We start from the raw sequence: 14,143 nt of genomic DNA, 5'->3' as shown, positions 1-14,143 counted from the left end.
GCTCCCCCGGCAGCCTGACCCGGAGGCGGGCCGTCATGGCCCGGAGGCGGGCCCCCATGACCCGGGGGCGGGCCCCCATGGCCCGGAGGCGGCCCCTCGTGACCGTGCGGCGGGCCCCCATGACCCGGAGGCGGCCCCTCGTGACCGTGCGGCGGGCCGTCGTGGCCCGGGGGCGGGCCCCCATGGCCCGGAGGCGGCCCCTCGTGACCGTGCGGCGGGCCCCCATGACCCGGAGGCGGCCCCTCGTGACCGTGCGGCGGGCCGTCGTGGCCCGGAGGCGGGCCCCCATGACCCGGAGGCGGACCCCCATAACCGTGCGGCGGGCCCCCGTGACCCGGAAGCGGACCCTCGTGACCGTGCGGCGGGCCCCCATAACCGTGCGGCGGGCCCTCGTGACCCGGAGGCGGACCCCCATGACCATGACCATGACCGTGACCGGGTCCGTCCGGAGGTGGGCCGGCCGCGGCGGGCCCGGCCAGGGCCCACGACGGCGCCGCCAGCACGGCCGCTGCGACCAGCACGCGTGCGCGTGCGGTCCGAGAGTGTGACATCGACGATCTCCTGCTCATGCCGCCGGCGCGGCGGCGTCCCCTTGGAGGGGAGTTACCCAGCAGGCGGCCGGCCGATGCGCGCGTCAGGGCAGCGGCGCCTTGAGGGTGCAGCGGATCGGGTGCAGCACGCCTGCGACGTCCACCTCGAACGCGCTGCCGGCGAGCCAGTCGGCGGTCACGGCCTCGTCGTGACGCAGGTAGGCCAGGCCGACGCAGGACCCGACCGTGGCCCCCCAGGCGGCACTGGTCACCTGGCCGGCCGGTGCTCCGTCGCGCAGCACCAGCTCGCCGCCCCAGAGCATGGGCTCGGGCGGGTCGACGACGAACGAGACGAGCCGGCGACGCGGTCCCCCCTGGCGCAGCCGGTCGCGGTGCGCGGTCAGCGCGGACCGGCCGAGGAAGTCCTTGGTCCCCGACAGCGCGGTCGCGAAGACCAGGCCCGCCTCGACGGGGCGGTAGTCCGGGGTGAGCTCGCGACCGAAGGCGCGGTAGCCCTTCTCCAGGCGCAACGACTCGATCGTCCAGTAGCCCGCGTCTCGCGCGCCGGCCCCGCGGACGGCGTCGTAGACGGCGACGGCGCCGTCGACCGGCACCATCAGCTCCCAGCCGAGCTCTCCGACGTAGGTCATCCGGGTGGCCCGCAGCCGGACGCCGGCGACCGTGACCTCGCGCGACGTCGCGAACGCGAACCCGTCCTCCGACCAGTCGTCGTCGGACAGGGACGAGAGCACGTCCCGCGACCGCGGCCCCATGACACCGAGGACGGCGTGCTGCTCGGTGACGTCACGGGCCGGGACGCCGTGCCGCTCGAGCCAGTCCAGGTCACGGACCGTCGTCGCGGAGCTCGAGACGAGCAGGAACTCGTCCGCGGCGGTCCGGGTGACGGTGAGGTCCGCCTCGTAGGTCCCGCGCGCGTTGAGGAACGGCGTGTAGACGCACTGCCCGACCTCGACGTCCACGTCGGCCGCGCACACCCACTGCAGCCCGGCCAGCGCGTCGGGACCGGTGACGACGTACTTGGAGAACGAGGTCTGGTCGAAGACCGCCAGGTCGGTGCGGGTGGCCAGCTGCTCCTCGACCGAGGACGGGAGCCAGCTCGGGCGGTCCCAGGAGTAGTCCAGCGACGGCGCGAAGACGTTGGGCCGCTCCCAGCCCATCCGGGTGCCGAACAGCGCGCCGGCGGCGGTGAGCCGCTCGTGCAGCGGTGAGGTGCGCTGGGGTCGGGCGGACTCCATCTCCCGGTTCGGCCACGGGACCGCGTAGTGCAGCCCCAGGACCTCCGACACCCGCGACCGCAGCCAGGCGTTGTCCCCGTGGAACGGGGCGAACCGGCGTACGTCGACCGCCACCAGGTCGTCCTGCGGCTCCCCCGAGACGACCCACTCGGCCAGCGCCCGCCCGGCGCCGCCTGCCGAGGCGATGCCGACGGAGTTGAAGCCCGCACCCACGAAGTAGCCACGCAGCCCGGGCGCCTCCCCCAGCAGGAACTGGTTGTCGGGGGTGAACGACTCCGGCCCGTTGTAGAACTTGCGGATGCCGGTCTCCTCCAGGGCCGGGATCCGCCGCAGCGCCTCGTCCATGAGGATCGAGAAGTGCTCCCAGTCCTCCTCGAGGAGCTGGAACTCGAAGGGGTACGGCAGGTCGTCCGGCGACCGCCACGGCTTCGCCTCCGGCTCGAACCCGCCGACCACGAGGCCGCCCACCTCCTCCTTGAAGTAGGTCCAGCCGTCGGGGTCGCGCATGATCGGCAGGTCCGGGTGGACGCCGGGCACCGCCTCGGTCACGACGTAGAAGTGCTCCGCCGAGTGCAGGGGCACGGTCACGCCGGAGAGGTCGCCGAGCGCCTTGGCCCATTGCCCGGCACAGTTGACCACGACCTCGGTCTCCACCGTCCCCTGGTCGGTCCGCACGCCCGTCACTCGCCCGTCGACCACGTCCACGTCGGTGACCCGCACCCGCTCGACGACCCGGGCACCGCGCTGCCGGGCGCCCTTGGCCAGCGACTGGGTGACGTCGGTGGGGTTGACCTTGCCGTCGCCGGGCAGCCAGATCGCGCCGAGCAGGTCGTCGACCCGCATCGGCGGCCAGAGCTCCTGGGCGCGCTCGGGCGACACGAGCTCGCAGGGCAGGTCGTAGGCCACCGCGTTGGCCGCGGTGCGCCGCAGCTGCACCAGCCGGTCCTCGGTGCGGGCCACGACCACGCCGCCGACGTTGCGGTAGCCGGTCGCGAGCCCGGTCTCGGCCTCGAGCGACTCGTAGAGCTCCGCGGAGTACTGCACCAGCCGGGTGCCGCTCTCCGAGGCGCGCAGCGGCCCGACCAGGCCGGCCGCGTGCCACGTGGTGCCGCACGAGAGGGTGCCCTGCTCGAGCAGGACCACGTCCGTCCAGCCGAGCTTGGTCAGGTGGTACGCCACCGACGTGCCGATGATCCCGCCGCCGATCACCACGACCTGCGCCCGCGAGGGGAGGTCAGGCACCTGCGGCCACCTCCTCGAGCAGCCGTCGCAGGTCCGGACCGCGGAACGTCGCGGCCGCCTTCTCGTAGCGCTCCATGCCCCACCCGTGGAAGTCGTAGTCGATCGGGCTCGCGGCCGCCTGGATGAACCCCCAGAGCGACCAGCCGTACTCGCTGCACAGCATCTGCACGCGCACCCGCGCGAGGTCGGCCCGCGTCGGCGCGCCGAAGTAGCACTCGACGTACGCCTCGACCTGCTCGGGCGTGAACCCGCACTCCGTCGCGGTGTTGCCGAGCTCGAAGCAGGCGTCGTTGTTGCCGGAGTACTCGTAGTCGATGAGCCACACCTGCTCGCCGTCGTCGATGAAGTTGCCGGCGAGCAGGTCGTTGTTGCACGGCACGGTCGGCCGGGGCGCGACCGCCAGCGCCCTCCGCACGTCGTCCCAGGCGGCCGCGTGGTCGTCGTACCCCGCCGGCAGGGCGAAGCCCTGCTCGCGGACCGTGCGCAGGTACGTCGCCTGGCGGCTGAACATGTCGAAGTCGCCGGTGAACCGCGGACCCGCGTGCAGGCGCCGACACGCGTCGGCCGCGCGCGCCAGGACCGCGGGGTCGGCGAAGGAGGCGTCGTCCAGACCACGTCCGGGGAGGAAGGTGATCACCAGCAAGGACAGGTCGGGACGGTACTCCACGACCTGAGCACCGACACCTGCCTCCGCTGCCGCAGCCGTGTTGGCGGCCTCGGCGTCCCGGTCGATGCCGAGCAGCCCGGCGTCACCCGCCGACCAGCGGACCACCAGGTCGAGAGGCACATCCGCATCGTCGGTGACCACCCGGTAGTTGCGGTTGGTGAGCCCGCCCGGGAGCTCCGAGACGCGCCAGGACCGCCCCGCCAGGCAGGCGAGGCGGTCCAGCGGCAGTGAGTCCACCCGTCAGTCGTCGAAGGCGTCGACGACGGCCTGGTCGATCGTCTGGACCGGGCCGGTGAACCACTTCTTGGCCGACGCCTCCCACCAGATCCACAGCACGATGAGCACGCCCACCGTCATGATCGGCGCGTAGTTGACGCTGGCCCAGGTGAACTCGTCGGTCCAGGGCGCGCCATAGGGCGACGTCGGGAGCATCAGCATGATGCCGACGAAGAGGATCTCGATCACGGCCAGCGGGTTCATCCACTTGTACTTGCTGCCGTTGTTCCAGCTGCCGACCTGGAACTTGTCGCCGTGTCGCCAGCGCAGGAAGATCGGGATCGCGAACGAGAAGTACAGACCGATCACGGAGACCGAGACGACGGCGTAGAACGCGGTCGGGATGCCGTTCACGGACTTCAGCGCCGGGAGCGTGATGAGTCCGCCGATGACGGCTGCGCAGAGGACCGCGTTGACCGGGGTCTTGCTGTGGTTGACCTTCGACCAGAGTCGCGAGCCCGGGACCGCGCGGTCGCGGCTGAAGGCGAACATCATCCGCGAGGTGGACGTCAGGCAGGCCGTGGCGCAGAAGAGCTGGGCGGCTGCCGAGATGAAGAGCAGCGTGCCGGCCCAGTTCGCACCGAGCGAGGCGTCGAACACGTACGCGACGCCGCCGGCAGGGATGCTGGCGTAGTCGGGCTGGCCGTCCACCTGCGGGATCGCGAAGGTGACGGCGAGGAGCAGCAGGTAGCCACCGACGGCCGAGTAGAAGATCGACCGCCAGATGCCCTGGGCCGCCGACTTCGCGGCTCCCTGCGTCTCCTCCGAGAGGTGCACCGAGGCGTCGAACCCGGTGATCGTGTACTGGGTCAGGATGAACCCGAACGGGATGATCACGAAGAAGAACGCCAGGGAGCTGGTCGATCCACCGTCCCACCCAGAGCCGTTGTAGGTGTCGGTGAACACCTGGGAGACGCTCAGGTGCTGGTCCGGCACGATGAGCAGGACGCCGATCAGCACGGCCGCCCCGACGACGTGCCACCACACGGAGATGTTGTTGAGCAGCGCCAGCAGGTGGCTGGAGAAGATGTTGATCACGGTGATCAGCGCCAGGATCACCACGAAGAAGACGAAGATCCGGTTGAGCGAGAAGGTGTCGTACCAGCCCCACTCGAGGAACGTCAGCTCGAAGAAGGTCGCGCAGCCGTAGGCCACCGACGCCGTCACCGCGATCAGGCCGATCAGGTTCAGCCACCCGGTGAAGAAGCCGGCCCTGGGTCCACCGAGCTTGGACGACCAGTAGTAGATGCCGCCGGAGGTCGGCATCGACGAGACCAGCTCCGACATCGTGAAGCCGATGATCAGGATGAAGACCGAGATGATCGGCCACGACCACGAGATCGAGACCGGTCCGCCGTTGGCGATGCCGGCGCCGTAGGTCGTCAGGCAGCCGGCGAGGATCGAGATGATCGAGAAGGAGATGGCGAAGTTGGAGAAGCCGGACCAGGTCCTGCTCAGCTCCTGCTTGTACCCGAGACGGGCGAGGTGCTTCTCGTCCTCGCTGAGGTGGGGGTGAGGAGCCGAGGCCGGCTCGTACGCTTCGGGCATGCGACACACCTTCCGGGTGGCGTGAGTGCGAATGTGAGGCGGACGCTAGACCCGGGCCGATCCGGGTGTAAAGACATCTCCGTAAAAATGGTATGAACTCAGACCACTTGGCCATTGACACCCTCAGACCGCGACCCGAAGGTTGAGCCCGTGACCGCCTCGCCCGACCAGCGCCTGCCCGAGGCGGTGCTGCGACCGGTCCGCGGCCACCACGCGTTCGAGGCCTGCGTGGAGCAGCTGGGCACCGCGATCCGGCTCGGGGTCTACCCGCTGGGCAGCACGCTGCCCAGCGAGCGGGAGCTCGCGGCGCGCCTGGCCGTGTCGCGGGCGACGCTTCGCGAGGCGATGGCCGCGCTCCGCGAGGCCGGCCTGGTCGAGACCCGGCGCGGCCGGGGCGGCGGCACCGTGGTGATCCTCAAGCCGCGCACGCCCAGCGCCCGGGCCGCAGCGCGGATCTCCCCCGAGCGGCGGCGCGACTGGCTCGATGCCCTGGAGTTCCGGCGGGTCGTCGAGCCCGGTGCCGCCTGGCTGGCCGCGAACGCCGACCTCACCGGCGTACGCCGGGAGGAGCTCGAGCGCGCGCATGCCGACGTCGTCGCGGCGCGGCGGCCGGCCGACCACCGCCAGGCCGACTCCCGCTTCCACCTGACCATCGCCTCGCTGGCCGACTCGCCCCGGGTCATCGAGGCCGTCACCTCGGTCCAGGCGACGCTCCACGAGATGCTGCTCGCCATCCCCGTGCTGGGCACCAACATCGGCCACTCCGACCGCCAGCACGCCGCGCTGGTGCGGGCGGTCCTGGCCGGCGAGGCCGCCCGGGCACGCGCGGTCATGGAGGAGCACTGCGACGACACGGCCGCGCTGCTGCGCGGGCTGCTGGGATAAAGGAGACCCGATGACCGACCATGCCCGAGGGCAGCTGCGCAACGACCGGCACCTGTCGATGGCACAGCTGCTCCAGCGCATCGAGACCGGCAAGATCGACACGGTCGTCGTGGCCGCCACCGACATGCAGGGACGCCTCCAGGGCAAGCGCATGCACGCCCGCTACTTCGCCGACGTGGTCGTGCCCCACGGCACCGAGGGCTGCAACTACCTGCTCGCGGTCGACGTCGACATGAACACCGTCGACGGCTACGCGATGACCTCGTGGGAGAGCGGCTACGGCGACATGGAGTTCGTGCTCGACGAGCGGACGATCCGGGTGCTGACCCACCTGCCGGCGACCGCGATGGTGCAGGCCGACTGGGTGTGGCCCGACCACCGGCCGGTGCTCCCGTCGCCCCGCGGGATCCTCCAGCGCCAGCTCGACCGCGTGGCCGAGCGGGGCTGGGAGGCGCTTGCCGGAACCGAGCTGGAGTTCATCGCCTTCGACACCTCCTACGAGCAGGCGCACGCCCAGCACTACTGCGACCTGACCCCGGTGAACCAGTACAACGTCGACTACTCGATCCTCGGCACCACCCGCGCCGAGCCGTTGCTGCGCGCGATCCGCAACACGATGTATGACGCGGGGCTCGACGTCGAGGCCGCCAAGGGCGAGTGCAACTTCGGGCAGCACGAGATCGGGTTCCTCTACGCCGACGCGCTGACCACCGCCGACAACCATGCGGTCTACAAGACCGTCGCCAAGGAGATCGCCGCCCAGCAGGGCAAGGCGATCACGTTCATGGCGAAGTACGACCAGCGCGAGGGCAGCTCCTGCCACATCCACATGTCGCTGCGCGGCCAGGACGGCTCGCTGGTGTTCTGGGACGCCGACCGCGGCGAGCGCAGCCCGCTCTACGACCACTTCGTCGCCGGGATCCTCGCGACCGCCGCCGACTTCACGCTGCTGTACGCGCCCAACATCAACTCCTACAAGCGGTTCGCCGACGGCTCGTTCGCGCCGACCGCGATCGCCTGGGGCCTGGACAACCGCACGTGCGCCGTCCGCCTGGTCGGCCGCGGCCCGAGCGCGCGGCTGGAGAACCGGATCCCGGGCGCGGACGTGAACCCCTACCTGGCGCTGGCCGCGATGCTGGCGGGCGGGCTGCACGGTATCGAGCACGAGCTCCCGCTCGAGCCGGCGCTCGAGGGCAACGCCTACCACTCCGACAAGCCGCACGTCCCCCACACGATGGGCGCCGCCCGTGAGGCGTTCGTCTCCTCCGAGGTGACGCGGGCGGCCCTGGGCGACGAGGTCGTCGACCACTACGCCAACATGGCCGCCGTCGAGCTGGCGGCGTACGACGCGACCGTGACCGACTGGGAGCGGTTCCGAGGGTTCGAGAGGCTGTAGGTGACCGAAGCAGTGACTGCGACACACGTGGTGATCAACCCGGCGACCGCGACGCCGGTCGTCGAGCTGCCCCTGGCGTCCCTGGCGGACGCCGACGCGGCGATCGAGGCCGCCCACGCCGCCTTCCCGGCCTGGCGGGCGATGCCGCCCGGTGAGCGGGCCGCGCTGCTGCGGCGGTTCGCCGCGGTGGTCGACGCGCACGTCGACGAGCTCGCCGAGCTGGAGGTGCGCAACGCCGGCCACACGTGGGGCAACGCGCGCTGGGAGGCCGGCAACGTCCGGGACTGCCTGAACTACTACGCGGGTGCCCCCGAGCGGCTCTTCGGCCGTCAGATCCCCGTGCCCGGCGGCGTCGACGTCACCTTCCACGAGCCGCTCGGCGTCGTGGGCGTGATCGTGCCGTGGAACTTCCCGATGCCCATCGCCGGCTGGGGGTTCGCGCCGGCCCTGGCCGCGGGCAACACCGTGGTCCTCAAGCCGGCCGAGCTGACCCCTCTCACCGCCCTGCGGCTGGGCGAGCTCGCCCTCGAGGCCGGCCTGCCCGAGCACGTGCTGACGATCGTCGCCGGCAAGGGCTCGGTGGTCGGCGAGCGGTTCGTGACCCACCCGCTGGTGCAGAAGGTCTGCTTCACCGGCTCCACCGAGGTCGGCAAGCGGATCATGGCCGGCTGCGCCGACCAGGTGAAGAAGGTGACGCTCGAGCTGGGTGGCAAGAGCTCCAACATCGTCTTCGCCGACGCCGACATCGACGCGGCGGCCGCGAGCGCGCCGTACGCCGTCTTCGACAACGCCGGCCAGGACTGCTGCGCCCGCTCCCGCATCCTGGTGGAGCGCTCGGCGTACGACGAGTTCCTCTCCAAGCTGCAGCCGGCAGTGGAGGGCCTGCGCGTCCTCGACCCCAGCGACGAGTCCAGCGAGATGGGGCCGCTCATCTCCGCCCAGCAGCGCGACTCGGTGGCCGGCTACCTCGACGAGGTGGAGGTGGCCTTCGCCGGCTCGTCCCCCGGCGGCCCGGGCTTCTGGCTCCCGCCGTCGGTGGTCACCGTGGACGACCCCGCGACCCGGATCTGGCGCGAGGAGGTCTTCGGACCGGTCGTCGCGGTGATGCCCTTCGACGACGAGGCGGACGCCGTGGCCAAGGCCAACGACACCGAGTACGGCCTGTCCGGCTCGATCTTCACCACCGACCTCGGCCGCGGCCTGCGCGTGGCGCGGGCCGTCGAGTCCGGCAACCTCAGCGTCAACTCGCACTCCTCGGTCCGCTACTGGACGCCGTTCGGCGGCTATAAGCAGTCCGGCCTCGGCCGCGAGCTCGGCCCGGACGCGCCGATGGCGTTCACCGAGGAGAAGAACGTCTTCATCGCCCACTGACCCACGGTGGTCGAGGAGGTTGCGCAGCAACCGTCTCGAGACCCCCGTCACTTGAAAGGAACGCACGTGGCAGGACGCATCCAGGACCGGGTCGCGGTCGTCACCGGAGGCTGCTCGGGCATCGGTCTCGCGACGGTCCAGCGCTTCGTCGCCGAGGGCGCGAAGGTGGTCATCGGCGACCTGAACGACGCCCGTGGCGCCGAGATCGTGGCCGAGCTGGGCGGCGAGAGCGTGGCGACGTACGTGCACGTCGACGTCACCTCCAAGGAGCAGGTCGACGCCCTCTTCCAGACCGCGAAGGACACCTACGGGTCGGTCGACATCGCCTTCAACAACGCCGGCATCAGCCCGCCGGAGGACGACTCGATCCTCGACACCGACCTCGATGCGTGGCGCAAGGTGCAGGAGGTCAACCTGACCAGCGTCTACCTGTGCTGCAAGGCGGCGCTGCCCTACATGCTCGAGCAGGGCAAGGGTTCGATCATCAACACGGCGTCGTTCGTCGCGGTGATGGGTGCGGCGACGTCCCAGATCTCCTACTCCGCCTCCAAGGGCGGCGTGCTGTCGATGACCCGCGAGCTCGGCGTGCAGTTCGCCCGCGACGGCGTCCGGGTCAACGCGCTGTGCCCCGGTCCGGTCAACACGCCGCTGCTCAAGGAGCTGTTCGCCAAGGACGCCGAGCGCGCCGCCCGGCGGCTGGTGCACGTGCCGATGGGCCGCTTCGGCGAGCCGGAGGAGATGGCGGCGGCCGTGCTGTTCCTCGCCTCCGACGACTCCTCGTTCATGACCGCCAACACCTTCCTGGTCGACGGCGGCATCTCCGGGGCGTACGTCACTCCGCTCTGAGAACCAGCTGCGAGCATGACGGCTCCCCTCATCGGTCTCACCACCTACCGCGAGGACGCGGCCTGGGGGGTGTGGCACCAGCGCGCCGACCTGCTGCCCACGCAGTACGCCGAGGCCGTGGTCGCGTGCGGCGGTGTGCCGGTCCTGCTGCCTCCTGTCGCCGAGCCCGGCGCGGCTGACACCGTCGTCGCCCGGCTGGACGGGCTGGTGGTCTGCGGGGGCGCGGACGTCGACCCGGCGTCGTACGGCGCCGAGGCGCACCCGCGCACGGCGGGCTGGCGGCCCGACCGCGACCGGTGGGAGCTCGCCCTGCTGGACGCCGCGGACGCGACCGGCCTGCCGGTCCTGGGCGTGTGTCGCGGCATGCAGGTGATGGCCGTGCACAGCGGGGGCGCGCTCGAGCAGCACGTCCCCGACGTCGTCGACCACGAGCAGCACTCCCCCGGCGGCGACGAGTTCGGGGTGATCGCGGTGACCACCGTGACCGGCTCGCGACTGGCCGGCCTGGTCGGTGACCGGCTGTCGGTGAACTGCCACCACCACCAGTCGGTCGCCACGCATCCGGGCTACGACGAGGTCGCGCACGCGGCGGACGGGACGCTCGAGGCCATGGAGCTCCCCGGGGAGCGGTTCTGCCTCGGCGTGCAGTGGCACCCCGAGACCGCGGCGGACGTCGGGCTGCTGGCGGGGCTGGTCCGCGCGGCCGCGTCGTACGCTGCCTCCCGATGACGCCACCACCACCCCTGGTCAGCGCCCACCGCTGCCTGACCCGCGACGCCATCGAGGCCGCCATCGCGCTCGGTGCGGACTACGTCGAGATCGACGTCCAGCGCTGCGCCGACGGCGAGCTCGTGCTCCACCACGACCCGCTGGACGTCGCCGCGCCCGAGCTGCTGCGCTACGAGGAGGCGCTGGGACTGCTCGCGGGCCGCGCCCGCGCGCACCTGGACCTGAAGTTCCACGGCGACGAGGTGGCCGCGGTCGCCCGCGCCGTGGAGCGCCTCGGCACCGACCGGCTGCTGGTGACGACCGGGCACGACGAGGGCGTCCGCAGGGTCCGGGACTGGGCCGACGCCACCGGGCACGACCTGATGGTGGGCCTGTCGCTGGGGCGTGGCGTGCCGGGCTTCGCCCTCTGGCAGATGGTCACGGTCCGGGTCTCCGAGCTGTGGCCCGAGGTTCGCTACGGCCACTCGCGCGCCAACGTCGTGGTCGCGCACCACTGGCTCGCCCGGCTGCGGGTGGCGCGCTTCGCCCGTCGACAGGGGCTGCCGCTGCTCGTGTGGACCGTCGACACCCCTCGGTCGCTTGCCTACTGGATGCGGCCGGGCCGGGCCTGGCTGGTGACGTCCAACGAGCCGGCCGTCGCCCTCGACCTGCGCGCTGGCAGGATCTCCGCATGAGCACGGGCGCCTTCGACGAGCTCGTCCCCGACGTGCTGGGCGAGCCCTACCTGGCCGAGACGATCCACCTCCCTCCCGACGAGGAGGGCCCGGTCGTCGTCACCCTCGTCGTACGCCGCGCGCCGGAGCCCACCCGCCGCGCGGTGCTGCACGTCCACGGCTTCTGCGACTACTTCTTCCACACCGACTTCGCCGAGTGGTGGAACGCCCGGGGCTACGACTTCTACGCCGTCGACCTGCGCAAGTACGGCCGGTCGCTGCGGCCGCACCAGACGCCCAACTTCGTCACCGACCTGCGCCAGCACTTCCCCGACATCGACGCCGCCCTGCACCGGGTCGTCGAGCGCGACGGCCACGACCACGTCGTGCTCAGCGCGCACTCGACGGGTGGCCTGATCGCGTCCCTGTGGGCCGACGACCGGCGGCCCGGGCTCGCCGGGATGGTGCTCAACTCGCCCTGGCTGGACATGCAGGGCGGCCCGCTCGTGCGAGGCGTGGGCACCTCGGTCATCAAGCAGGTCGGCGCCCGCCAGCCCACGCTGACCATCCCGCGGACCGTCGGTGGCCACTACGGCCGCAGCCTGCACGCCGACCACCACGGCGAGTGGACCTTCAACACCGACTGGAAGCCGCTGGACTCCTTCCCGGTCACCTTCGGGTGGCTGCGCGCGATCCGCCTGGGCCACGACCAGGTCCAGAGCGGCCTGGAGGTCGGCTGCCCCGTGCTGGTGCTCTCCTCGGCCGGCACCCGCTGGCCCAAGGAGATGGGGGACGACGTGCACGACTACGACATCGTGCTCGAGGTGCCCCAGATCCGGAGGTGGGCCACCGCGCTCGGCAGCCACGTCACCTACATCGCCATCGAGGGCGCCCGCCACGACGTCATCCTGTCCCGCGCGGCGCCGCGCGCCACGGCGTACGCCGAGATGGACCGCTGGCACGCGACGTACGTCGGTTGACCCGTTCGTCCTCCCCGCCCGTGCTGGCTGGGGCAGGATGCGCGCATGTCACGTGCCCTCGGGGTCCTCGTCCTCGCCCTCCTGGTGCTCGTCCTGCCGGCTCCCGCAGGAGCCGCACCGTGGTCCGGTGACGACGTTGCCGGGGACGTGCAGGCGGCCCGGATGGAGGCCGGACGCCTGTGCGCCGCCACCCCCGTCGAGGCCGAGGCGGCCACCAGCGTCGACATCACCCGGATGACCGTGCAGCACCGTCCCCACGTGGTGATGGTCCGGCTGCGTCACGTCGGCGCCGACGCCACGGACGGCAGGTACCTCACGCTGCACGTGCTGACGCCTCGTCGGGAGCTGTTGGTGGACGTCTCCCGGCTCCGGCCCCACGGCCGGTGGCACGTGTTCCTCGGGGACGAGCCCGACTGGTCACCCATGGACTTCGACGAGGACGGGGACGGGACGCCCGACTGCCACGGCTGGTCAGCCGTCATGGCCGAGCGGACCTGCCCCCAGTCCGCGGTCACCGTAGCCGGTCCGCTGCTCACCGTTGCGCTGCCGCGCACCTGCCTCGGCTCCCCGACCTGGGTCCGCTTCGGAGCGGCCGAGTCGGGCCTCATCGACGAGGTCGTGGTGGCCGTCGACACCTGGGGCACAAGCGACCTCGTGGTGGATCCCAACACGCTGATCTACGGCGCCCGGGTGCGGACCGGTCGAGGCGACACGCGTGACACCTCACGGACGCTCCGCGGTCCGGTCGTCCGGCGCACGCTCCTGCAGTCTCCCGCCGGTCTGGTCCTCCCCACCTCCTGACCTGCCCGCCCCGCGCGCCGGTGGCGGAAAGTTGCGACGTTTGGTCACCAACCGCAGGTTTTCGAGCGCAGAACGTGCGGTTTGGTGACCAAACGTGGGGGGTCAGCGCGCCGCCAGCGGTGTGCGCGACGAGCTGGTGCGGTTCCACCATGGTCTGCAGGTGAACCTGCACTTCCCACGGTGGGCTCACCACGGGAGGTGCGGTTTCACCTGCAGACCGTGATGAACCTGAGGTTCACGAGACAGGAGTGGTCGGCGCCGACCCTCAGAACGGCTCGCCGTCGAACCGCTCCCGCCGAGCCAGCTCGGCGACCGGCACCCGCCGCAGCTTCGTCAGCTGCCGGACCGGGCGACCGAGGGGGACCACCGCCGCGACGGCGTACTGCTCCGGGACGCCGAGCAGCTCGCGCACGGCGGGCTCCTCGGCGACCGCCATGGTGGTGATCGTGCCGCCGAAGCCCTCGTTGCGAGCGGCCAGCAGCACGTTCCAGACCAGCGGATAGACCGAGGCGCCGGACACCAGCCCGATCCGGTCCAGGTCCTGGTCCATCGCCGCCACGACGCCGAGGTCGACGCAGAAGACCAGCACGGCCGCCGCGGTCAGCACCGGTCGCGTGAACTGCTCGGGCACGTCGGTCGCCGCGATCTCCTCCGGCGACGGCACCGGGGGCTCGAGCGGGTTCCACGGGCTCTGCCCGGCCCTGATCTGCGCGACGTAGCGGCGCACCGCCGGCTCGTTCAGCTCGGCCAGCCGCTCGCGGGTCGCCTGGTCGCGCACGACCACCACGCGGGTGCCCTGCCGGTTGCCGCCGCTCGGGGCGAACCGCGCGTTCTCGAGGATCCGGTGCAGCGTCTCGTCCGGCAGCGGGTCGTCGGTGAACTCCCGGACCGCGGGCGTGGTCCGCATGACGTCGTACAGCTCCATGTGGCCGAGCCTGTCACGTGGACCTGCGTCGTGCTCTA

Annotated in this window: 12 protein-coding genes; 8 read left to right on the top strand and 4 right to left on the bottom strand. The window is 71.9% G+C overall.

Features of this window, described 5'->3' with window-relative positions:
• Window positions 1-634: 634 nt before the first annotated feature.
• Genes ACILRH_RS07175 through ACILRH_RS07165 form a run of 3 tightly spaced genes read right to left on the bottom strand, consistent with a single transcriptional unit; the run spans window position 635 to window position 5,519 of the window.
• Window positions 635-3,028, bottom strand: a complete 2,394-nt coding sequence (locus ACILRH_RS07175; RefSeq protein ID WP_395691924.1) for an FAD-dependent oxidoreductase — start codon at window positions 3,026-3,028, stop codon at window positions 635-637.
• Entirely contained in the window at window positions 3,021-3,932 is a 912-nt protein-coding gene (locus ACILRH_RS07170) for a phosphotransferase (RefSeq protein WP_395691922.1), read from the bottom strand. Before ACILRH_RS07170 ends, ACILRH_RS07175 begins: the two co-directional genes overlap by 8 nt.
• A 3-nt stretch (window positions 3,933-3,935) precedes the next feature.
• Complete coding sequence (locus ACILRH_RS07165) at window positions 3,936-5,519, bottom strand: amino acid permease (protein WP_395691920.1); 1,584 nt, start codon at window positions 5,517-5,519, stop codon at window positions 3,936-3,938.
• A gap of 150 nt (window positions 5,520-5,669) precedes the next feature.
• Here ACILRH_RS07165 and ACILRH_RS07160 point away from each other — a divergent pair, with 150 nt between their 5' ends.
• The 8 genes from ACILRH_RS07160 to ACILRH_RS07125 all read left to right on the top strand — a co-directional run bounded on the left by ACILRH_RS07160 (window position 5,670) and on the right by ACILRH_RS07125 (window position 13,180).
• Entirely contained in the window at window positions 5,670-6,404 is a 735-nt protein-coding gene (locus tag ACILRH_RS07160) for a FadR/GntR family transcriptional regulator (RefSeq protein WP_395691918.1), read from the top strand.
• Between the two features lie 10 nt (window positions 6,405-6,414).
• Window positions 6,415-7,800: a glutamine synthetase family protein gene (locus ACILRH_RS07155; RefSeq protein ID WP_395691917.1), complete on the top strand. Its 1,386-nt coding sequence runs from the start codon at window positions 6,415-6,417 to the stop codon at window positions 7,798-7,800.
• Window positions 7,801-9,171 carry an aldehyde dehydrogenase family protein gene (locus ACILRH_RS07150; RefSeq protein ID WP_395691915.1) on the top strand — a complete coding sequence of 457 codons (1,371 nt, stop codon included), beginning with the start codon at window positions 7,801-7,803 and terminating at the stop codon, window positions 9,169-9,171. It abuts the gene before it with no gap.
• A gap of 66 nt (window positions 9,172-9,237) precedes the next feature.
• A complete protein-coding gene (locus ACILRH_RS07145; protein WP_395691914.1) occupies window positions 9,238-10,017 on the top strand; it encodes a 3-oxoacyl-ACP reductase in 780 nt (259 codons plus the stop codon).
• Between the two features lie 15 nt (window positions 10,018-10,032).
• A complete protein-coding gene (locus tag ACILRH_RS07140; RefSeq protein WP_395691912.1) occupies window positions 10,033-10,746 on the top strand; it encodes a gamma-glutamyl-gamma-aminobutyrate hydrolase family protein in 714 nt (237 codons plus the stop codon).
• Window positions 10,743-11,420, top strand: a complete 678-nt coding sequence (locus ACILRH_RS07135) for a glycerophosphodiester phosphodiesterase (protein ID WP_395691910.1) — start codon at window positions 10,743-10,745, stop codon at window positions 11,418-11,420. Before ACILRH_RS07140 ends, ACILRH_RS07135 begins: the two co-directional genes overlap by 4 nt.
• Window positions 11,417-12,379: an alpha/beta hydrolase gene (locus tag ACILRH_RS07130; protein WP_395691908.1), complete on the top strand. Its 963-nt coding sequence runs from the start codon at window positions 11,417-11,419 to the stop codon at window positions 12,377-12,379. The genes ACILRH_RS07135 and ACILRH_RS07130 overlap by 4 nt, the downstream gene beginning before the upstream one ends.
• Before the next feature lie 45 nt (window positions 12,380-12,424).
• Window positions 12,425-13,180 (top strand): hypothetical protein, encoded by a 756-nt coding sequence (locus tag ACILRH_RS07125; RefSeq protein WP_395691906.1) that lies wholly within the window; start codon window positions 12,425-12,427, stop codon window positions 13,178-13,180.
• 265 nt (window positions 13,181-13,445) lie between these two features.
• Here ACILRH_RS07125 and ACILRH_RS07120 read toward each other — a convergent pair whose 3' ends face one another.
• Entirely contained in the window at window positions 13,446-14,105 is a 660-nt protein-coding gene (locus tag ACILRH_RS07120) for a nitroreductase family protein (RefSeq protein WP_395691904.1), read from the bottom strand.
• Between the last annotated feature and the right edge of the window lie 38 nt (window positions 14,106-14,143).

It is taken from the genome of Nocardioides sp., assembly GCF_044226765.1.
Classification (GTDB): domain Bacteria; phylum Actinomycetota; class Actinomycetes; order Propionibacteriales; family Nocardioidaceae; genus Nocardioides.
The sequence above is the reverse complement of the archived record's forward strand: the minus strand, read 5'-3'. Positions and strand labels throughout refer to the sequence as shown.